Source organism: Polaribacter glomeratus, assembly GCF_002954665.1.
GTDB lineage: Bacteria > Bacteroidota > Bacteroidia > Flavobacteriales > Flavobacteriaceae > Polaribacter > Polaribacter glomeratus.
On the sequence record NZ_MSCM01000001.1, the window covers coordinates 759,976 to 782,046 of the forward strand.

The 22,071-nt window shown below is 28.5% G+C and carries 19 protein-coding genes; 10 read left to right on the forward strand and 9 right to left on the reverse strand.

The window, feature by feature from the left end:
* The first annotated feature begins 102 nt into the window (after positions 1-102).
* Positions 103-2,286 (forward strand): ATP-dependent DNA helicase RecQ, encoded by a 2,184-nt coding sequence (locus tag BTO16_RS03205; protein ID WP_105020204.1) that lies wholly within the window; start codon positions 103-105, stop codon positions 2,284-2,286.
* On the opposite strand, the gene BTO16_RS03210 is transcribed toward BTO16_RS03205, so the two are convergent.
* The 5 genes from BTO16_RS03210 to BTO16_RS03230 all read right to left on the reverse strand — a co-directional run bounded on the left by BTO16_RS03210 (position 2,283) and on the right by BTO16_RS03230 (position 7,095).
* Positions 2,283-2,924: a response regulator gene (locus tag BTO16_RS03210; RefSeq protein WP_170064405.1), complete on the reverse strand. Its 642-nt coding sequence runs from the start codon at positions 2,922-2,924 to the stop codon at positions 2,283-2,285. The genes BTO16_RS03205 and BTO16_RS03210 overlap by 4 nt on opposite strands.
* Before the next feature lie 63 nt (positions 2,925-2,987).
* Positions 2,988-4,886, reverse strand: a complete 1,899-nt coding sequence (locus tag BTO16_RS03215) for a sensor histidine kinase (RefSeq protein WP_105020206.1) — start codon at positions 4,884-4,886, stop codon at positions 2,988-2,990.
* Complete coding sequence (locus tag BTO16_RS03220; RefSeq protein ID WP_105020207.1) at positions 4,870-5,589, reverse strand: hypothetical protein; 720 nt, start codon at positions 5,587-5,589, stop codon at positions 4,870-4,872. The genes BTO16_RS03215 and BTO16_RS03220 overlap by 17 nt, the downstream gene beginning before the upstream one ends.
* Before the next feature lie 106 nt (positions 5,590-5,695).
* The gene (locus BTO16_RS03225) at positions 5,696-6,373 is read right to left on the reverse strand and encodes a ZIP family metal transporter (RefSeq protein ID WP_105020208.1); all 678 of its coding nucleotides are present in this window, start codon (positions 6,371-6,373) and stop codon (positions 5,696-5,698) included.
* On the reverse strand, positions 6,370-7,095 hold the full coding sequence (locus BTO16_RS03230; protein WP_105021496.1) for a class I SAM-dependent DNA methyltransferase: 726 nt from the start codon (positions 7,093-7,095) through the stop codon (positions 6,370-6,372). The genes BTO16_RS03225 and BTO16_RS03230 overlap by 4 nt, the downstream gene beginning before the upstream one ends.
* Before the next feature lie 291 nt (positions 7,096-7,386).
* Between BTO16_RS03230 and BTO16_RS03235 the strand changes: the two genes are divergently transcribed.
* A complete protein-coding gene (locus BTO16_RS03235; protein ID WP_105020209.1) occupies positions 7,387-8,574 on the forward strand; it encodes a THUMP domain-containing class I SAM-dependent RNA methyltransferase in 1,188 nt (395 codons plus the stop codon).
* Positions 8,575-8,780: 206 nt separating this feature from the next.
* Here BTO16_RS03235 and BTO16_RS03240 read toward each other — a convergent pair whose 3' ends face one another.
* The 3 genes from BTO16_RS03240 to BTO16_RS03250 are packed head-to-tail and all read right to left on the reverse strand — an operon-like array spanning position 8,781 to position 11,431.
* A complete protein-coding gene (locus tag BTO16_RS03240) occupies positions 8,781-9,632 on the reverse strand; it encodes an alpha/beta fold hydrolase (RefSeq protein WP_170064406.1) in 852 nt (283 codons plus the stop codon).
* A 33-nt stretch (positions 9,633-9,665) separates the two neighbouring features.
* Positions 9,666-10,550 carry an alpha/beta fold hydrolase gene (locus tag BTO16_RS03245; protein ID WP_105020211.1) on the reverse strand — a complete coding sequence of 295 codons (885 nt, stop codon included), beginning with the start codon at positions 10,548-10,550 and terminating at the stop codon, positions 9,666-9,668.
* Between the two features lie 5 nt (positions 10,551-10,555).
* Complete coding sequence (locus BTO16_RS03250; RefSeq protein WP_105020212.1) at positions 10,556-11,431, reverse strand: alpha/beta fold hydrolase; 876 nt, start codon at positions 11,429-11,431, stop codon at positions 10,556-10,558.
* A 584-nt stretch (positions 11,432-12,015) separates the two neighbouring features.
* On the opposite strand from BTO16_RS03250, the gene priA reads away from it, so the two are divergent.
* The gene (gene priA, locus BTO16_RS03255; RefSeq protein WP_105020213.1) at positions 12,016-14,457 is read left to right on the forward strand and encodes a replication restart helicase PriA; all 2,442 of its coding nucleotides are present in this window, start codon (positions 12,016-12,018) and stop codon (positions 14,455-14,457) included.
* A 156-nt stretch (positions 14,458-14,613) separates the two neighbouring features.
* On the opposite strand, the gene BTO16_RS03260 is transcribed toward priA, so the two are convergent.
* Complete coding sequence (locus BTO16_RS03260; RefSeq protein WP_105020214.1) at positions 14,614-16,254, reverse strand: carboxypeptidase-like regulatory domain-containing protein; 1,641 nt, start codon at positions 16,252-16,254, stop codon at positions 14,614-14,616.
* A gap of 310 nt (positions 16,255-16,564) precedes the next feature.
* Between BTO16_RS03260 and BTO16_RS03265 the strand changes: the two genes are divergently transcribed.
* The 7 genes from BTO16_RS03265 (at position 16,565) to rplI (ending at position 21,836) form a co-directional block, all read left to right on the forward strand.
* On the forward strand, positions 16,565-17,125 hold the full coding sequence (locus BTO16_RS03265; RefSeq protein WP_105020215.1) for an RNA polymerase sigma factor: 561 nt from the start codon (positions 16,565-16,567) through the stop codon (positions 17,123-17,125).
* Positions 17,112-17,903, forward strand: coding sequence for a hypothetical protein (locus tag BTO16_RS03270; RefSeq protein WP_105020216.1), 792 nt, complete (start codon positions 17,112-17,114; stop codon positions 17,901-17,903). Before BTO16_RS03265 ends, BTO16_RS03270 begins: the two co-directional genes overlap by 14 nt.
* Before the next feature lie 114 nt (positions 17,904-18,017).
* Positions 18,018-19,124, forward strand: coding sequence for a hypothetical protein (locus BTO16_RS03275; protein WP_105020217.1), 1,107 nt, complete (start codon positions 18,018-18,020; stop codon positions 19,122-19,124).
* Between the two features lie 213 nt (positions 19,125-19,337).
* On the forward strand, positions 19,338-20,420 hold the full coding sequence (ald, locus tag BTO16_RS03280; protein ID WP_105020218.1) for an alanine dehydrogenase: 1,083 nt from the start codon (positions 19,338-19,340) through the stop codon (positions 20,418-20,420).
* Between the two features lie 312 nt (positions 20,421-20,732).
* A complete protein-coding gene (gene rpsF, locus BTO16_RS03285; protein ID WP_105020219.1) occupies positions 20,733-21,074 on the forward strand; it encodes a 30S ribosomal protein S6 in 342 nt (113 codons plus the stop codon).
* Between the two features lie 3 nt (positions 21,075-21,077).
* Entirely contained in the window at positions 21,078-21,374 is a 297-nt protein-coding gene (rpsR, locus tag BTO16_RS03290; protein WP_105020220.1) for a 30S ribosomal protein S18, read from the forward strand.
* Positions 21,375-21,389: 15 nt separating this feature from the next.
* Positions 21,390-21,836, forward strand: a complete 447-nt coding sequence (rplI, locus tag BTO16_RS03295) for a 50S ribosomal protein L9 (RefSeq protein ID WP_105020221.1) — start codon at positions 21,390-21,392, stop codon at positions 21,834-21,836.
* The last annotated feature ends 235 nt before the right edge of the window (positions 21,837-22,071 follow it).

Genomic DNA, 22,071 nt, shown 5'->3' on the forward strand with positions numbered 1-22,071 from the left:
TTTATATATAGAAAACAAGCAAATTTACTACAAAAAAAAGTTTCTTGAAACTTTATAGTAATAGGTTTTGTTTTCTTTAATTAAAATTGAAAATTAACACATATGGATTTACATAGTCCTCTAAAAAAGTTCTTTGGATTTAACAAATTTAAAGGATTACAAGAGCAGGTTATCAAAAGTATTGTAAATAACGAAAACACTTTTGTGATAATGCCAACAGGTGGTGGTAAATCGCTTTGCTATCAATTGCCTGCTTTAATGGCAGAAGGTACAGCAATCGTTGTTTCGCCATTAATTGCTTTGATGAAAAATCAAGTAGATGCAATTAGAGGTATTTCTGAACACAATGGTGTTGCGCATGTTTTAAATTCTTCTTTAAATAAAACAGAAGTAAATCAAGTTAAAGAAGATATTGCAAGCGGAATAACCAAACTATTATATGTAGCACCAGAATCACTTATCAAAGAAGAGTATGTAACTTTTTTAAGAACTCAAAAAATTTCTTTTGTGGCTATTGATGAAGCACATTGTATCTCTGAATGGGGCCACGATTTTAGACCAGAATACAGAAATTTAAAACACATTATTAAAGCAATTGATAGTGTTCCTGTAATTTGTTTAACCGCAACTGCAACAGAAAAAGTACAAGAAGATATATTAAAAACATTAGGTATCCCAGAGGCAAATAGGTTTAAAGCATCCTTTAATAGAGCAAATTTATTTTATGAAGTTAGGCCAAAAACAAAAGAAGTCGAAAAAGATATTATCCGTTTTGTAAAACAACGAGAAGGAAAATCTGGAATTATTTACTGCTTAAGTAGAAAAAAAGTAGAGGAAGTTGCTCAAATATTACAAGTAAACGGAATTAAAGCAGTTCCTTATCACGCAGGTTTAGATGCAAAAACTAGGGTTAGGCATCAAGATATGTTTTTAATGGAAGATTGTGATGTAGTAGTTGCAACAATTGCATTTGGAATGGGAATTGACAAACCAGATGTGCGTTTTGTAATTCATCATGATATTCCAAAAAGTTTAGAAAGTTATTATCAAGAAACGGGTAGAGCAGGTAGAGATGATGGCGAAGGGTATTGTTTGGCTTTTTATGCCTATAAAGACATAGAAAAGTTAGAGAAATTTATGTCTAGTAAGCCAGTTGCAGAACAAGAAATTGGTCACGCACTATTACAAGAAGTTGTTGGTTATGCAGAAACTTCTATGAATAGACGTAAATATTTACTGCATTATTTTGGTGAAGAGTTTGATGATGTGCATGGCGATGGTGCAGATATGGATGACAATTCTAGAAATCCGAAGAAAAAAAATGAAGCAAAAGAAGATGTTGTTAAATTACTTTCTGTAGTAAAAAACACCTTGCAACAATACAAATCTAAAGAAGTTGTAAATACGATAATAGGTAAAGAAAATGCGCTTTTAACTTCGCATAGAACACATTTACAATCATTTTTTGGAATTGGTAAAGATAAAACGGCTCCTTATTGGATGGCACTATTACGTCAAGTATTAGTGGTTAACTTTATTAAAAAAGAGATTGAACAATATGGCGTTATAAAGTTAAATAAAGAAGGTGAAGACTATTTGTTAAACCCAACTTCATTTATGATGACAGAAGATCATTCGTATATAGAAAATGGAGATAATTTAATTATTTCAAATTCAAAACTTTCTGGAGGTGCAGCCGACGAAAAACTGGTAAAGTTGTTAAAAGATTTACGAAAAAGAGTGGCTGCGAAACAGAGCGTGCCTCCATTTGCTGTTTTTCAAGACCCATCTATTGACGATATGGCTTTAAAATACCCAATAACACTAGAAGAACTTTCTACAGTTCATGGAGTAGGAGAGGGTAAAGCAAGAAAATTTGGTAAAGAATTTGTAAAGTTAATTACTACTTATGTTGACGAAAATGACATTTTAAGACCAGACGACTTAATCGTAAAAAGTACGGGTGTAAATTCTGGATTAAAATTATACATCATTCAAAATACAGATAGAAAGTTGCCTTTAGACGATATCGCAAAATCTAAAGGGTTAGAAATGAGTGAATTAATAAAGGAGATGGAAGTCATTATTTTTTCTGGAACTAAACTAAATATAAATTATGCTTTAGATGATTTATTAGATGAAGAGCAACAAGAAGAAATTTATGATTATTTTATGGATGCAAAATCAGATAAAATTCAAGAAGCTTTAGATGAATTTGATGGTGATTATGATGAAGAAGAACTTCGTTTAATGCGCATTAAATTTATAAATGAAGTAGCTAATTAAAAGTTGTATTTTTTATCGATAGCATATTTAATTAAATCGCTACCAGATGCTAAATTTAACTTTCTAATCATGTTTTTTCTATGAGTGTCTACTGTTGTTTTAGCAATAAATAACAGTTCTGCAATTTTTTTAGAAGTTGATCCGTTTGCAATTAAGTTCAAGATTTCTTTTTCTCTGTTAGACAAAATGATCTTAGAAGTATTGCCTATGGTTACATTATCTTCTATATAACTGTTCATAAAATTGAAAGCTACATTTGGATCAAAAAAAGTATCACCATTTGCAACAGTAATAATGGCTTTGGATAACATTTTAATTCCTGAATTTTTTAAAATATAACCAGTTGCACCTGCATCTAACATTTGTTTTATCGCCTCTGGCTGATCAAACATTGTCATTGCCAAAATATGTATGTGTGGATAATTTTTTTTGATGATCCTGGTTGCTTGAATACCATCCATTCTTGGCATTCTAATATCTGTAATTACTATTTTAGGTTGTTTTAAAGCAACTAATTTCACTAATTCTTCACCATCATTTACAGTTCCTATAAAGCTTATTTCCTCATCATACTCAAAAAAAGATTGCACACCGTCTATGAGCATTTGATGATCTTCTGCCATTATTATTGTAATCATAGTTTTTTATTTTATTAAAAGTACCAGTTTATAACTTCTATTAATATACCTATAAGTAAGTATTTAGCTAATAGGAATATTTACAATAATAGAACTTCCTTTTCCTAAAGTTGAATCTATTTCAAATGTGCCTTCTAAATGCTTAACCCTAGTTTTTATAGAAGTTATTCCCATTCCGTTTTTTAAATTAATTGTTTTAATATCAAAACCTTTTCCATCATCTTCTATAATAATGTTTAAGTTTTTGTCGAATAAAGATATATTTATAGTAGCATTTTTGGCTTCTGCATGTTTTAGAATATTTGTAATTAACTCTTGGGTAATTCTAAATATACTAATTTCTAAGCCATTTTCTAAACGCTTATTTAAACCAAAATCAATTACTTCGATTTTAATTTTTTCAGCCGATGAAATTTTTTCAGCCATCATTTTAATTGCAACCAATAAACCTTGGTTTGCTATTACACCTGCATTTTTTGCATGTGCAATACTTCTTACTTTTAAATAAGCTTCATCAATTAGGGTTTCTGTTTTATCAAATAGTGTTTGTTGGTCTATTTTTTTATTTTCATTATTAATTTTAAGGTTTTCAAAATGTAATTTTAAAGTTGCTAAAACAGAACCTAAATTATCGTGTAAATCTTCAGCGATGCGTTTTCGTTCTTTTTCTTGACCATCAATCATTGCATTTATAGTGGTTATTTCTTGTTCTTTAAGAAAAGTACTATTTTTTTGAGTTTCTAATTCTTTTTCTTGTTCTGCTAGTTTTATTTTTCGCTTAGAATTTTTTAAAGTTAAAGCAGCAATTATACTTAATAAAATAAGAGAAAGAATTGAAGCGATTAAAAGGTTTTGGTTTTTTTCTTTGTCTATTTTTAGTTGTAGATTTTCTTTCTCTTTTCTTTCAGTTTCATATTTGGTATTAATATCATAAAGAGATGCCAAATGTAGTTTTTGATCTAGTTTTTTTTCTGATAAACTACTTTTTGTACCATAGAAATACGCACTGTCATATTTTTCTAATTTTTTATAACCTAAAGCTAAATAGTAGTCCAAATAAATTTCATTTATTTCAAAAGGATATCCTTTATATTTACCAATTATTTTTTTTAATAACGTTACTGCTTCTCTAGCATTATTGTTTAAAATCATTAGTCTAGCCTTGTTAGAGCGTATTTTTATTAACGATTCTAATTCAAATCCTTTAGTAGAATTATCAAATAAATTTTCTGCTTTATTATAATAAAAAAAAGCACTATCAATGTCTTTTTTTTCAATTTGTTGATAGTTACCTATTCTTAAATAAATTCTAGCTAAATCTATTTTTTGAGTAATTTTACTTTGTAAGCTATATAAATTAGGGATAATTTTTTTAACTACTTTAGAATTACTTGCTCTTTCAAACTTTATGATTTCTGAATAAAATTGATAAAGATTTCTTTCCGTTTCATCATAAATATTATTAGAATAGATATTTAGATACATGTTGTACGTTGTATCATCTATAGAGATTATAGTCTGGTAATAATCAAGAAATCCTTTTATAACTTGACAAATAAGGGGTTTGTTTTTACTAAGAATGGCCCAATCTAATGACTCTTTCAAGAAAGAAAAAGAGGCTATTTTATTAGTATTGTCAGTATAATAAAGTGTGTATAAACCTTTATTTAAAAATTGTAATGAATTTAAATAATTATCATTGGTCGTATTATCATTAATATTTAACTTTAAATTAATATCATTACCTTGGTGAATACCCTTATTTTCTAATAAATATATAAGTTGATTAAAATTTGATTTACTGATGGAATCTTTAAAATTTAAGACTAGCTCTTTGGCGTTATCAAAATCATAATTTCTAATTAATTTTAGTACATCGTCATTTGTTTGAGAAAATGAGGATGCACCAATAAATAAATAAATAATAATTAATAAAAAATCTTTTTTAAACAAATTGTACATAAGATAAATAACAAGGATAAGGCTTTATAACATCATGAATATCACCATTAGAAAGTTTAATTTTATCAATTGTTTCTTCTTGAAAGTTTCTAGTTCTCATGGTTTTTCTACCATCAAATGCTAATTCTTGTTCTTCTAAGATTGTTACATCATCATTCGAATTAAAATAATTTTTATATAGTTGAGTTTTTGTGTCCTCATTTAGAGGTTCAGAAAAGGTGTTTTTTAGTAAACTTTCACCATCTCTTTTATAATTAAGATCAACTATTGTAGAACTTTTTAAGTCATCCTTATTAAAACCATTTAGTTTACTATAGAGAATTTCAATTTTTAAATTATACTCTTTAGAAAATTCATTGGCAGATAAATGACCACTTAAGTTATTAAATAATTGTACTTCCTTATTGTAAACGGTATCATTTGCATGCAATGCTTTTAAGGTGACGTACATTACAAAACAAGGTTTACCCATTAAAGGGTCGTGGATTAGTTTAATCTGAGTGTTAACATGATCAATACCTATTGTAATTAGGCCAGAGAAATTTTGAATGTATAAATCACAATTTATAGGTTCTTTAGTTCCCGTCTTATATTTAAATTTTCCGTGTAATGTAAAAAAAGTACCATAAGATTTACTCGCGATTAAAGTTTGCCATTGATTTTCTAAATCTAAACTGAATGTAGTTTTTAAATTTTGGTGCATTATAGTTCGTATAAAAAGTTAATATTAAACCAAATATCTAACAAAGATAAAGGTATTTGTATACCTACAATTAGGTATATTTAATTAACTAAAAATACGTAAAATATTATAAAGTAACGATTGTTAAAATAACACCTAAAAGAATTGCAATAAATTTCTGTAAGTTAAATTTATGATTTTCAGAACTTTCAAAAAGAATTATGGTAGAAATATGTAAGAATACACCAATAATTAAAGCCGTAATTTCTGTTGCATACGCTGTGAAAAACGGAATTTTATCACCAACAAAAACACCAAAAGGACTCATCAATCCAAAGAAAAAGAGAAAACCAAAAATAGTTTTTTTACTGTATTTGGTGTTGATTAAAAATGTGGTTAATACAATTGCAATGGGTATTTTATGAACTACAATTGCCCATAATAAATTACCGTCAGCGTTATGAACCGGTAATCCTTCTGAAAAAGCATGAACACACAAACTCACAAATAATAATGTTGGAAACTCTTTTCCGTCAGAATGAATGTGAATATGACCATGTTCTGCGCCTTTAGAAAAAGATTCTAAAACCGATTGTAAAATAATTCCTACTAGAATAAAAATTCCAACTCGTTTTGCATCAGTATGAACCGTGTATACTTCTGGTACTAAATGTAAAATAGTTACAGAAAGCAGGTAAGCGCCACTAAACGCTAATAGTAAACGAACAATTTTGTTGCCTGGCTTTATTATAAAAACCAATAAAGAACCAACTAAAACAGATAAAAGGAGTATTATGTAATTCACTTTGCTACTAATATTAATCTATTGGATGTTTGCGCATCAAAGTTAGACAAATTATAATTTCCAAATATATTGGTGATTGTAAAGCCTACTTTTTCAAAATAAGCTTTCATTTTATTTGCATCTAAATATTTTACTCTTTCTGTGTAAGCATGATTTTGATCATCGGCAAAAAAAGAAATATCTTTTAGTATAAAACCATCTTTAATTCTTCTGGTAATATTAAAGGTAATACCGTCCACAATTTTAGTTTCTTTAGCAACTAAAGTTTCTTTAACAAATTCGGCATTTAAAAAATCGAACACAAAAACACCGTCTTTTTTCAATCCGTTTTTAATATTTTGTAGAATTAGAATATCATCCTTATCATCTTCAAAATAACCAAAACTGGTAAATAAATTAAAAACTGCATTGTATTGATTGTTAAAAGGTTTGCGCATGTCGTGTACGCTAAAATTTAGAGTATCATTTTTAAATTTTTGCGCATATTTAATACTGTTTTCAGATAAATCTCCACCAGTGACTTTATAGCCTAAAGAATTTAAAAAAACCGCATGACGACCTTTACCACAAGGTAAATCTAAAATATGAGTGGTTTTTGGCAATGCTAAAAAAGTAGTTATTTTTTTCATAAATAACAGCGCTTCCTCATCATTTCTATCTTTGTATAACACATGGTAATAAGGTGTGTTAAACCAATCTGTAAACCAATCTTTTGTTTTCATTTCTATAAAATTTGCAATAACCAAGTATTTAAAAATATTCTTTTATTCATTGATATTGGTTTTTGCTGTAAAATGTCCATTACGAACTTTAAGTCTGTAAAAGTAACTAAATCTTACGATGCACAAAATCTGTTTTGATACTATTTACCTTAATCTTTTAAAAAGCATAAAATAAAATTGGGTTTTGCTTTATCCCAAATTAACTTAAGACTTTGATGTTACTTAAAATTTATGAACTCAGGGTTCGTTTTCCTAGATATAAAATGTATTTTTGTAGTCAATTTTACACGTATGAATAAAGATTTTAAAATGGTGGCAACCACCATGTTTGGTTTAGAAAGTGTTTTAGCAGAAGAATTAACAAATTTAGGCGCAAAAGACGTTCAAGAATCTATAAGAAGCGTTTCTTTTAAAGGTGACGAAGGTTTTATGTACAAAGCAAATATTGCTTTAAGAACAGCTATTCGTATTTTAAAGCCTATTAAAGTAACTAAAATTTACGATGAAGAAGATTTATACGATACTGTAAAAAAGATTAAATGGGAAAAATATTTAGATATCGATGGTACTTTTGCAATAGGTGCTGTTTCTAATTCTAAAAATTTACCAAACCATTCACATTATATTGCTCTAAAGTCTAAAGATGCAATTGCAGATTATTTTAGAGACAATTTTGGTAAAAGACCAGATGTAGATGTAGACTATCCAGATTTAAAAATTCACATTCATATAAACAAAGATCTTTTAACCATTTCTCTAGATTCTTCTGGCGATTCTTTACACAAACGTGGCTATAGAACAGCAACTAATATTGCGCCAATTAACGAAGTTTTGGCAGCTGGTATGGTTTTGTTATCTGGTTATAGAGGCGAGGAAAATTTTATTGATCCCATGTGTGGTTCGGGTACAATTTTAATTGAAGCCGCCATGATTGCCAATAATATTCCTGCAAATATTAACAGAAAACGTTTTGGTTTCGAAACTTGGAAAGATTATGATGAGGAGTTGTATTTTGTAATTCAAGAAGCACTTTTAAAGAAAATTAGAAGCTCTCATTTTAAAATTATGGGCTTTGATAAAGCGCCATCGGCTATTGTAAAAGCAAAAGCAAATATCTTAGAAGCGAACTTAGATGAGTTTATTGGTGTGCATCACGTTAACTTTTTTAACTCTACCAAAGAGGTTTTTGGTAAAACAACTATTTTATTCAATCCCCCTTATGGCGAGCGTTTAAATGTAGATACACAAGAGTTTTACAAAAAAATTGGTGATACTTTAAAACATAATTATCCAGATTCTACAGCTTGGTTTATTACCTCAGATATTCAGGCATTAAAACATGTTGGCTTGCGAACTTCTAAAAGAATCGATTTACGAAACGGAGATTTAGATTGTAAGTTTGTAAGATATGATTTATATGAAGGTTCACGTAAATTTAGCAAAAATAATCCTAGTTTTAGTTCAGCAGAAGAAGAGTAGTTTTTTTTGAAGCTATTTCCTGCTTTACACTATATCTTTTTTTATAAGGTTTCTGCTTCACAGAAATCTTATAAAAAAAGGATGTCGTTTCAATCAGGGCTATGCATTTATTGAATTTCATTCATAATTTAAAACCTATTTATTTTTTTGAGATTATCAAGGTTTAGAATTTTATTTTAAATGAAACTCAATTTAAGAGAAAATTTTTATTTTAAAACTAAATTAAGCCATTCATCTGGTTTTTCTAACATAGGAAAATGTCCACAGTTATCTATCCAAAACAGTTTGTTATTTGGTATTTCTAGAGTTAATAGTTCTGCAATAACAGCTACCGCAACAGGGTCATTTTTGGCCCAAATAATTTTTGTAGGTATTGTAGTTTCTTTCAAAGCACCAATCCATCTATGCCAAAAAGTATAACGTTCATTTATATAATTTGATAAAAAATGAATTACTTTTCTACCGTGATTATATTCTAACATAAACCACATCTCTTGCAACTCGCCATTGGTGGCTTTACTTTTATCAAAATAAACATTTCTTAAATTTTTTCTATAAAGAGGGTAATTGGTTAATTTGGCAATCCATTTTCGGGTAATTTTATTTCTTAATAATTTCTGAATCATTCTAAGCTTAGACAGTTCAATGTGCATAGAACCATTACAAAGAATTAGTTTTTCTATTTGTAAATTAATTTGTTGTTTGTTGTGTCTGGCTAAAATTTCTGTAGCAACACTTGTTCCGTAATCATGCGCCAACAACGTAATATTTGTTAATTTTAATTGTTTCCAAAGTTGTAGGGCAACATCGGCTTGTTCAATTAAAGAGTAGGAGTAATCTACAGGTTTATCAGAAAAACCAAAACCTAAATGATCGTGAATAATAACTCTGTAATGTTTGCTTAATTCTGGTAAAGTTTTATAGTAATCATAAGAAGAAGTTGGATAACCGTGCAGAATAACAAGCGTTTTTTTTAAGTGTCCTTTGTCAATAACAAAAACATCATTGCCAAAAACAGATATTAATTTACCTTTATTTTTCCAATCTAAATAATTCACAAAATAAGTAATAATTAATTTTTAGTAAATATTTTACGCTTTTAAAATTGCTTCTACCCATTTTTCTGGACTTTCTAACATTGGGTAATGCCCACAGTTTTCAATCCATAAAATTTCTATATCTTCATTTTTATCAGCTAAAGTGTTAGAATTAGCATTAATGTTTGTAGTATCCTGTCTTCCTAAAATTAGTTTTATAGGAACCTTATTATCATTTAAAGCCTTTACCCATCTATGCCAAAAAATTTTACGCTCTCTAATATAATGGCTTATAAAATTTATAACATCTCTACCTTTATTTAACTCTAATTGATGCCACATTTCTATTAGTTCTGTATCAGAAATTTTAGTTTCATCAAAGAAAGCCTCTTTAATAGCTTTCTTATACATACCAAAAGAAGCCAACATTGCAATAAGTTTTTTAGAAACATGCTGGTTTACTTTTTTATGATAATCTAAATAACAGGAATGATCGATAGTCATATTACCATTACCTAGTATATATTTTTCTATCGTAATATCTATTAAGGAATAATTTTGTCTTGCTATAATTTCTTGTGCAACTTCTGTACCATAATCATGCGCAAAAAGTGTAATATTATTTAAGTTTAGTAATCTACACAGTTCTAAAACACAATCTGCTTGATCTATAGTTGTAAAATATTGTTTATCAAGTTTTTCTGAAAATCCAAAGCCAACAAAATCTAATAGAACAACTCTGTAATGTTTGCTTAATTCTGGTAAAACTTTGTAATAATCATAAGAAGAAGTTAGATAACCATGCAAAATTACTATGCATTTTTGATGATTACCAATGTCTATCGTAAAAATTTCTTTGTCAAAAACAGGGATTAAAACTCCTTTTTTTTCCCAATCACTAGAATTCATAACCATGGTGTTGTCTATTGAAACATTCATAATTATTATCTTTTGGATTCATTAATATTAAAAACTAAATTTAACCAGTTTGTAGGATTTTCTAGTATAGAAAAATACCTTTCATTTTCAATCCAATCAAGATTTTCGTTAATTTCTTCTGTAGCTAAAACAATCGCAATTTCTTTAATTGCAACGGGATCACTTTTTTCCCAAATAATTTTAACAGGAATTTCCGAGTTTTTTAAAGCCTCTGTCCATCGATGCCAAAATGTATAGCGCTCATTTATAAAGTTACTTAAAAGCAGAATTTCATTTTTGCCCTCTGAAGTATCTAATTTATCCCAAACTTTATTAATGTCATAATTTGTATGAATTTCTGGGTTTAAATTTTTGTTTTTAAACTTGTCTTTAATTTTTTTAAACCCATAATTTGTTAGCCTTGCAATGTATCTTCCTAATTTTTTGTCTTTTAGTAATTTATCCATATTTCTTAAATGCAAATATTCAAGTCTCATGCTGCTATTACATAAAATTATACGTTTTATCTTTAAAGGAATAAGATTATGGTTTTTTCTACTTAAAATTTCTTTGGCAACAGAAGTTCCGTAATCGTGTGCTAAAATAGTTACCTCTTTAAGGCCTATTTTATGCCATAATTGTAGTGCAAAATCAGCTTGATCAATTAAAGAATAGGTATAAGATTTAGGCTTGTCAGAAAATCCAAAACCTAAATGGTCATGAATAACAACTCTATAATGTTTGCTTAATTCTGGTAAAATTTTTGAGTAATCATAAGAGGATGTAGGGTAACCATGTAAAATAACAATGGTATCTAAGGATGAACCTTCATCAATAACAAAAATATTTTGATTTGCAACGGAATAAAATTTACCTCTGCTTTTCCAATCTTCTGCAGTCATAATTGTTATGGGGGTTAATTATTAACTTAATTATATACCATAAAGGTACAATTTTTTAGGTAACTTTTATTTTTTAAATGTTAAAACTTTATGAAAATTATCATGTAAAATTTTGTTTAATTTTAATATCGCTTTCTTTAAATATTTAATTGCGTCTTTAACAATGGTTATTTTTATTTTTTTTAGCAAATCTTTTAAGCTAATCAAATTTTTGTTGACAGTTTCATTTATATAAATTGTAGTTTCTGTCTCTAGTTTTACCCTTTTTTAGTGGTCTATTAATTCTATTAATTACACAAATTTTTTAGCATTAGTTAAATTCATGATTTTATCTAAAGCATCCTCCACACCAAATACATTTTTCTAAGTTAAATAATAATCTATAAATTGCTTTAATTGTTCTATTTGTGCATGATTTCTTGTAACAATGTAGTGAATTTTATGTAGTTTTGAAATATTGTAATTCGTACAAATGTCAGTTCGAGTAATTTTGCCTTTAGGCGATATTGTATCGAAAACTTTTTTAAAGATGACTTCCTGATACTGTTTTACCTATTTAAATTTCACAAGAACCCAAAGTGACAATGCATTTTATAGACATTATATTACCCATTCCAATTCAGAAAACATTTACGTATTCTGTAACCGAAGATGAAGCAACTTTTTTGCAAAAAGGAATGCGTGTTGCTGTATCTTTTGGTAAAACTAAAATGTACACTGGCTTGGTTTTTAACATCCATCAAACTGCACCAATTTTATACGAGGCTAAAGAAATTCTACAAATTCTTGACGAAAAACCAATTGTTAACGAGCTTCAATTAAAACATTGGCAGTGGATTGCAAATTATTACATGTGTTCTTTAGGTGATGTTTACAGGGCTTCTTTACCGTCTGCTTTTTTGTTAGAAAGCGAAACTATTTTGTATAAAAATGAGGCTTTTTTAGACGAATCTATTTTGGCTGATGATGAATTTTTAATTTTTGAAGCATTACAGCATCAATCTCAATTAACCATTCATCAAGTTGCAGATATTTTAGGTAAGAAAAAAGTAATGCCTACTGTAAATGAGTTGATAAAAAAATCGGCTATCTATATTAAGGAAGAAATTTACGAACAGTACAAACCAAAATTGGTAAAATACATTCGTTTACACGCTAATTATAATAATGATGATGCTTTAGGAAATTTGTTAGAAGAATTATCAAATGCAAAAAAACAACGAGAAGCGGTTTTTGGTTTCTTTCAATTATCATCAACTAAAAAACCTATAAAAGCAAAAGAGTTAGAAAAAAAAGCAAAAGTTTCGCAATCAATTTTAAAGTCTTTAGTCGATAAAAATATCTTTGAATTTTATCACATTCAAACAGACAGAATTCAATTTAAAGGCGATACAAATGATTTAAAAGTGTTGAACGAATTTCAACAAAAAGCGCTTTTAGAAATTAAAGAAACCTTTAAAGAAAAAGACGTAACACTTTTACATGGAATTACAAGTTCTGGTAAAACAGAAGTTTATACAAAGTTAATTCAGCAAGTTTTAGACCAAGGCAAACAAGTTTTATTTCTGTTGCCAGAAATTGCCTTAACCACACAAATTATTACCCGTTTACAAGTTTATTTCGGAGACCAAATTTCTGTTTTCCATTCTAAATATTCTATGAACGAAAGGGTAGAAGTCTGGAATAATGTTTTAGAAAATAAAACAAAAGCACAAATCATTTTAGGTGCAAGATCTTCCATTTTTTTACCATTTTCTAATTTAGGATTAATTGTTGTTGATGAAGAGCATGAAACTTCTTACAAACAATTTGAGCCTTCGCCAAGATATAATGCACGCGATGCAGCTATTGTTTTGGCTAAAATTCACAAAGCAAAAATTGTATTAGGTTCTGCAACGCCGTCTTTAGAAAGTTACTATAACGCGCAACAAAAAAAATATGGATTTGTCGAATTAAACCGACGTCATGGAAATGTTTTATTACCAAAAATTGAATTGATTGACGTGAAAGAAAAGCATCGAAAAAAGGAAATGAATGGCCATTTTTCTGATCGAATGCTCAAATTAATTCAGGATGCTTTAGACTTAAAAGAACAGGTAATCTTATTTCAAAATAGACGTGGATTTTCGCCAGTTGTGGAGTGTAAAACATGTGGAGTATCGCCACAATGCCCTAATTGTGATGTAACGCTTACGTTTCATAAATTTAGAAGCGAATTGCGTTGTCATTATTGTAATTATCAAAGAGCAATGCCAAATAGTTGTGGTGCTTGTGGTAGTAATACTTTAGATACTAAAGGTTTTGGTACAGAGCAAATTGAGTTGGAATTAAAAGAACTTTTCCCTGATTTTAAAATTGGACGGATGGATTTAGATACCACTCGCGGTAAATTTGGATATCAGAAAATAATTGGCGCTTTTGAAGCCAGGGAAATTGATGTTTTGGTGGGTACACAAATGTTATCAAAAGGATTAGATTTTGACAATGTTACTTTAGTAGGTATTTTGAATGCAGATTCTATGTTAAACTTTCCAGATTTTAGAGCACACGAGCGTGCGTATGACATGATGGTACAAGTTTCTGGAAGAGCGGGTAGAAGTAAAAAACAAGGAAATGTGGCGATTCAAACTTACAATCCTTTTCATAAAATATTGCAGCAAGTTTCTACCACAAGTTACACAGAAATGTACAAAGAGCAGTTGCAAGAACGCTGGCAATATAAATATCCGCCATATTATCGAGTGATAAAAATTACTTTAAAACACAAAGATTATAACAAAGTTGATAGCGGCGTTAATTGGCTTTTTAAATCGTTATACAATTCTTTTGGTGAAAATGTTTTAGGACCAACTGCACCAGCAGTTTCACGAATTAGAAATCAGTTTATAAAGAACATTGTAATTAAAATTCCGCCAAAACAGAATTTAGCAAATACTAAAAATCATGTTTTAAAAATTAGAAATTCGTTTGAAGCAGTAAAAGACTTTAGACCAATTCGGTTTATTATAGATGTAGATGCGTATTAAATAAGTGAGCAGTATTCATTAAATCAGCATACAGTCTGCATGTTAGTTAGAGCCCATTCAAGAACTATTTATAAAAGTCTAAATTTTTTCTGGTAAAGTTGTTAACGATTTTAAAAATGAGAGTTTACAACAACTAAATCTAAACAAAAGTTCGTTTTAAAGAGAACGGCTATTTAATTTTAATAATTGCATTTTTACATTCTGTAAATTAAAATCAAACACAGCTATTTTTTCACTTTGATTTGGTCTTCCCCAATTATAATAAGTTGTAATTTTAAAAATTGTTGGTTTTTGTTGCTTGTTTCCTAAATAAGTGAGATTAATTAGCCAATTTCCTTTTTTTAAATCTTTGATAAAAATTTCTTTAGAGGTATAACCTTTCATTTTCTGATCAATAATTAAATCGTTATTGTTGTTAGCAGAATTTTCAGCATCATAAGTGAGTAAATTAGGATTCACAAATTCAAGAATAAATTCTGCTTCAGAAGTATTCCATTCAAATACCACTCTAACATCACTTTCAATATTTTTGGTCGGATTATTTATTTTAATTTTTCTACGACTACTTTGTTCTTCTTTATCAAGATTATAAGCAGCTATTATTTCTGAAGTTAAAATTTCGCCGATGTCATTATCTTCAATTTTAAAACCTTTATTTAGGTAATAATTATAAGCAAACCACACATCTCTATATTCTTTTAAAATTAAAAAAGTATTTGCTAAATCCCTGTAAGATTGTGAATATCTAGGCCTTAATTCTATTATTTTCTTGTAGACTGATAAAGCTTTTTCGTGTTCATTTAGTTCTTGATATTTGTAAGCAATTCCCTTTAAATCTTCAGGGTTATTAGCCGATGAGTTTTCAAAATCTGAAAGTACTTTTAATAAATTATTTTTATCAAACTTTTCTTTTTTAAAATAATTAAATATGATAAAATGATAATTAGTTTCATTTTTATATTTTGAGTATTGATTTAAATAGATGTTTAGTGCTTCTGTAGACTTTGCTCTTTTTGGATATTCGTCTAAATACGTTGGCGTATCAATTTTTATTTTTTTGTATTTAGTAGCATCATTTGCATAATAATCTGCATCTAAAAAGTAAAAATTATTATAATTAATATTTTTTATTGTGTCATAATCAATTGTAGTTTTTACTCTAATAACAAAACCAGTTTCTACTGTATTTATTACAAAAACCTCTTTTACTTCAGAGGTATAAACAGGTAACGGAATATCAAAAAGAATACCATCAAAAATCCATATAGCGGGTCCATCTAATTCTTGTCCTTTTATGTACAAAACTTCTTCTGCAAATTCGTTAATTCGAATTCTCAAATCAGGAATTTTATCTTGAATGGCTTTTGTTAAAGAAGTAGCATTTTTATTTAAACTATCTCCGGCAATCTGCGTAATCATATATGCAGCATTATAGTCACCAATAGTTCCGCCTCCTAATTTTAAAGTCTTATTAAGCCGTAACTCTTCTCTAGTGTTTTCAATTTTCATGCCGATGTTAAGAACACTAGTAACTTCTTCAACTAACACCCAAACTTTTTTTAATCCAACATAACTAAAACGTAGAGTTTCTCCGGGTTTTGCTTTAATACTGTAAAATCCTTTAAGATCTGTAACAGTATATCTCATAGTGCTATCAACAAAAACAGTAACATTTGACAGTTGTTTGTTTTGATATGATATAAAACCTGAAATTGTTCTATATTCAGCTTCTTTTTCTGTTTGTGAACATAAAAAAAAGGGTATTAATAGCAAGAAGATTAATAGTTTTTCTTTCATAATTGTGTTTCTAATAAATGTTTAAAATAATGAAATTTATGTAAATATATAAGACTAAAAATAAAATAAGTGCTAATTATAAAAACAGTATACTTTTTTCTGAAATTCTAAATAGTATTGAGTCTTCGTGAAATTATCTGTTATATTAAAAAGACTTTAAGATGCTGTTTTTTTGCTATCATACATCAACTTATTTTCAATTATTAAAAGTATTTATAAAAAAGGTAAAATTTATTTTTACATCAAGGCAACCTTTTTAAAACTTTTGGAGTCTATATATTTGTAAGGCAGTTAAAATAAATTGAGAATCTTGAAAATTATATCATTACATAACAACCAAACATCGCTTATTAAAAAAGCGTTAACCAACAGCAGAGAAGCTCAGCAACAATTGTTTGAGCAACATTCTCCTAAAATGTTGGGTGTTTGTAGACAATATGTAAAAGATAACCATCATGCAGAAGATTTGCTTTTACAAGGATTTTTAAAGGTTTTTACCAATTTACACAAGTTTAAAAACGAAGGTAGCTTTGAAGGTTGGATACGAAGAATTATGGTGAATACCTGTATTTCGTATCTACGCAAAAAAAACTTGATAGAGCTGTATGATGAAGACTATGTTTTTAATGATGCAGCAACAGAAAGTTTAGAAAACACTTCTGTAGAAGACATTCAAAAACTGATTGATAGATTGCCAGACGGTTACAAAATGGTGTTTAATTTATTCGCCATAGAAGGGTATAAACATTCGGAAATTGCAGAACAATTAGGTATTTCTGAAAGTACATCAAAATCGCAATTATTTAAAGCACGTAAATTATTGCAAGAGAATTATATTAAAATGAATAAGACAATTAATGGAGACAAATAATAGAGATAAAAATATAAAAGAAAAGTTTGCAAATAGAACTTTTGAGCCATCGGCTTCTGCTTGGGATCGGTTGTCTGCGCAATTAGACGAACAGCCACAGAAAAAGAAAAAAGGGTGGTTTTTTTATACGGGCGCCGCAGCAAGTGTCTTATTGTTGATTTCAATTGGGTTTCAAGTTTTTTCTGATATTCCTAAACAAAACGGATCAATTAAAGAAATTATAGTTAATAATCCTATTGACACAAACACTATTGATAAAAAAAGTATCAAATTTATCAATGAAATTCCTGTTGAAAAAGCACTCGTAAAAGTTGATGAAGTAGCAGAAGAGCAATTAGAAATAAACGGAATTGCAAACAAAGTTGAGCAATCTTATCCAAAGAAAAAAAATAAAATTGCTAAAGTAGACTCACAAATAGTTATCGCTAAAGCGGATGAAAATTTTTTAGAAAAAAAATCATCAGAAATAAAAAAAGGATATTTAGAACAAGACCCAAATAGCATAATTAAAATTAATAGTAATGATTTATTATATGCTGTAACGCATACTTCCGAAGAAGTAAAAACCTATTATGCCAAAAATAATTTGCGAAGAGAAGATATTTTAAAAACGATTAAAAGTGAGCTCAAAAAATCGAATATTAAAGTGAATCCAGAAACTATTTTGGCAGAAGTAGAACGTACAATTGATGATGATGATTTTCAAAATAACTTTATGAAATCATTAAAGAATAAAATATCAGATATTGCTACAGTAATTGCAAGTAGAAACGATTAAAAAACAAGTGTCATTGTGGGTTTACCAAGCAATCTTTTAAATGAATCAAGAGATAACTTCTTTAAATACTTCTTGCAATGACGAACTCTAACACAAATTTTAAAATCAATAAAAATGAAAAGAATACTACTAGTTTTAGTGTTGTTGTGCGCTAGCATGGCACAATCTCAAGAAAAAACATTTGAGAAAGAAGTTATTAAAATATCAAAAAGAATAGAAATTATTACCAATCAGCAAAAAGACTCATTAAAATCAAAAATAATTGACATCGATAAAAAGTTAGAAACAGGTGAAATTACCAAAGAAACTTCAGGAACTTTAAAGCAAGAAGTTGCTGCATATCATGCAAGAAAAATAGAAAAATTGGTAGGTGAGCAAGAGCGTTTGTTACAATTATTGGTGCAAGATAAAACAAACGGAAAAATAGCAAGTTCTGAAGAATTAACGAGTGATTACGATGATGATAATACATTTACCATTGGCAATAAAGTTTTTAAACTTACATATAAAGGTGATGGAAAAAATGAAAAAGACCTTAATAGTGTTTCTAAAAAGGAATTAATTAATAAAAAAAGTAGAAGAACAACAACACAATTTGTTTTTGCATTAGGTTTAAATAATGTTTTGAACAATAATGAATTATCTTCTTTAAATAATTCTGAATATAAATTTTGGCAATCGCATTTTTACGAATTAGGTTGGACCTGGAAAACACGTTTAACAGAAGATCCTTCGCAAGTTTATTTTAAATACGGAGTTTCTTTTCTTTGGAATAATTTAAGACTACAAGACAACCGAATTCATGTAAAAAATGGAGAGAATACAGAAATTGAGACTTATGGAAATCAATTATCAGAAAGCAGATTAAGACATGTGCAAATGAATTTTCCTATGCATTTAGAATGGGATTTGTCAAAAAATAAAACCTATGAAGATGGACGTGTAAAAGACAGAACAAATAATGCGATTCGACTTGGAGTTGGTGGTTTTGTAGGTTTTAAATTAGGAACAAGACAATATTTAGAATACAATGATGCAAATGGAGTGGACATAGAAGAAGTTCAATTTAATAACTTTAATATGAATACCGTTAATTATGGGTTAAGTGCTTATTTAGGATATAAAACTACCAGTTTATATGTAAAGTATGATTTGAATCCTTTATTTAAAAATACAGAAACAAGAAATATTTCTTTAGGACTTCGTTTAGATTTGAATTAATTACAACTTATTTTCTTCTGAAATTAACTAAAAGTCAACCTTAAAAAGTTGGCTTTTAGTAAGTATATAAAATTCGCTTTCAATTATAAGAATTATATAATTTATAACCCCAATTTTAGGAGATTCTTAAAAATTAGAATTGCACTATTTTTATAAGAAAATAATAAAAAAAACCACATAAATTTACCTGCTTAACTAGTTAAATTAAGCAACATGAAAATAGGAATTCCTAAAGAAATTAAAAATAACGAAAGCAGAGTTGGTATGACACCGGCAGGAGTTTTTGAATTAACAAAAAAAAATCATACTGTTTTTATACAAACCACTGCCGGAGAAGGAAGTGGTTTTTTTGATAAAGATTACCAAGAAGTTGGCGCAATAATTTTAGCAACTATAGAAGAGGTTTATAGTAAAAGTGAAATGATTGTAAAGGTAAAAGAGCCAATTGCATTAGAATATCCTTTAATCAAAGAAAACCAAATAGTATTTACCTATTTTCATTTTGCATCGAGTGAACCGCTTACAAAAGCAATGATTAAAAGTAAATCGGTCTGTATTGCTTACGAAACGGTAGAAGATGAAGAAGGTACGCTGCCTTTATTAACGCCAATGTCTGAAGTTGCAGGAAGAATGGCAGTGCAACAAGGTGCAAAATACTTAGAAAAACCAATTAAAGGTCGTGGAATTTTATTAGGCGGAGTTCCAGGAGTTGCGCCAGGAAAAGTACTGATTTTAGGAGCTGGAGTTGTTGGCGTTCAAGCTGCAAAAATGGCTGCAGGTTTAGGGGCACATGTAACAATTATGGATATTAATATGAAACGTTTACGCTATGTAAACGATGTATTACCAAATCATGTTACTACGGCCTTTTCTAGTGAATACAGTATTAGACAGCTTATAAAAACTCACGATTTAATTATTGGAGGCGTTTTAGTAAAAGGTGGGAAAGCACCAAAATTAATTACAAGAGATATGTTAAAAGAGATGCGACCAGGAACAGTTTTGGTTGATGTTGCTGTAGATCAAGGAGGATGTTTTGAAACCACAAAAGCAACTACACACGAAGATCCAACCTATATTATTAACGATGTTGTGCATTATTGTGTTGCAAATATGCCTGGTGCTGTGCCGTATACTTCTACAATTGCCTTGACAAATGTAACACTTGCATATATTTTAAAATTAGCAAATTTAGGATGGGAAAAAGCTTGTGAATCAGATTTAAGTTTATCAAAAGGTTTAAACATTGTAAAAGGCGAAATTATGTACAAAGAATTAGAAGGCATTTTTGGTTAAAATACAAGGTTTGCTACAAATTTTTAAATTACAACTATTTTTTTTGAATTTGTAGCTTCATATAAGTAGACTTATATTCTTTTAAACTATATTTTTACTTTTACATTAATTAAGCATCAGTAATAATGTACACACATAAAAAAAGAAATTTAGAATGAATCAAATTTAATGTTAAAGATATATGCATATCAGTATTTTAGTTTGTTTAAAGACAAACATCTCGTTCATTTTTTTTTAAGTAAAAAGATGCTTTTTAATATAAAAAGTATGTATATTTGCAGCCTTAAAAATAAACAATAAAAAATTTAATTTATGAATCATTACGAAACTGTTTTCATTTTGAATCCCGTTTTATCTGACACTCAGATAAAGGAGACAGTACAAAAGTTCGAAGATTATTTAGTTTCAAAAGGAGCTGAAATGATCTCAAAAGAAGATTGGGGCTTAAAGAAATTAGCATATCCAATTCAAAAAAAGAAAAGTGGTTTTTATCACTTGTTAGAGTATAAAATAGCTGGAGAAGAGATTTCTGCATTTGAGTTAGAATTTAGAAGAGATGATAGCATTATGCGTTATTTATCTGTTAGATTAGACAAACATGCTGCTGCTTGGGCTAAAGTTAGAAGTGAACGTGTTAAATCTACTAAAAAATAAGAAATGGCAACAATTGAACAACAAGCAAAAGGTGGTAAATCTGCTGACGTTAGATATTTAACGCCATTAGATATAGACACTAAAAAAGAAGCAAAATACTGTAGATTTAAGAAGAAAGGTATCAAGTATATCGATTATAAAGATGCAGACTTCTTAATGTATTTAGTAAACGAACAAGGTAAAATTTTACCAAGACGTTTAACAGGAACTTCACTAAAATATCAACGTAAAGTTGCGCAAGCAATTAAAAGAGCGCGTCATTTAGCGTTAATGCCTTACGTTGGAGATATGTTAAAATAATAAAGAAGTAGAGACATGGAATTGATATTAAGACAAGATGTAGACAATTTAGGATTTAGAGATGATATCGTAGACGTTAAAAACGGATATGCTAGAAACTTTTTAATCCCTACAGGACAAGCAGTTTTAGCTACTTCATCTGCAAAGAAAGTATTAGCAGAGAATTTAAAACAACGTGCTTACAAAGAAGCTAAATTAATTGAAGACGCTAACGTAATAGCAGAAACAGTTAAAGGATATGAAATTAAAATTGCATCTAAAGTTGGTTCAGGAGACAAATTATTTGGTTCTGTAAACAATATAGATTTAGCTGCAGCACTTGCAAAAGCAGGAACAGATTTAGATAAGAAATTTATTAAAGTTGTTGGTGGTTCTGTAAAAAGATTAGGTAAATACGAAGCTTCTGTAAGATTACACAGATCGGTAGTTGCTGATATTACTTTTGAAGTAGTTGCTGAATAAGTACTTACTTTAAATAAAATATTTGAAAGCTCGTTAGAAATAACGAGCTTTTTTGTTTATGTAAAACCATATTTATTAACACTCTATGAGCGATGCGTTCAACCCAATTAGCTTATCAATCTTGTATTTTGCCCTAAATATAAAGTCTATTTTATAAAAATATAATTTTTTGATAAAAGGTTACTTTTCTTATTTTTGTAGCGAATAAGCACATCCAAAAAAACTCAATTTTTAA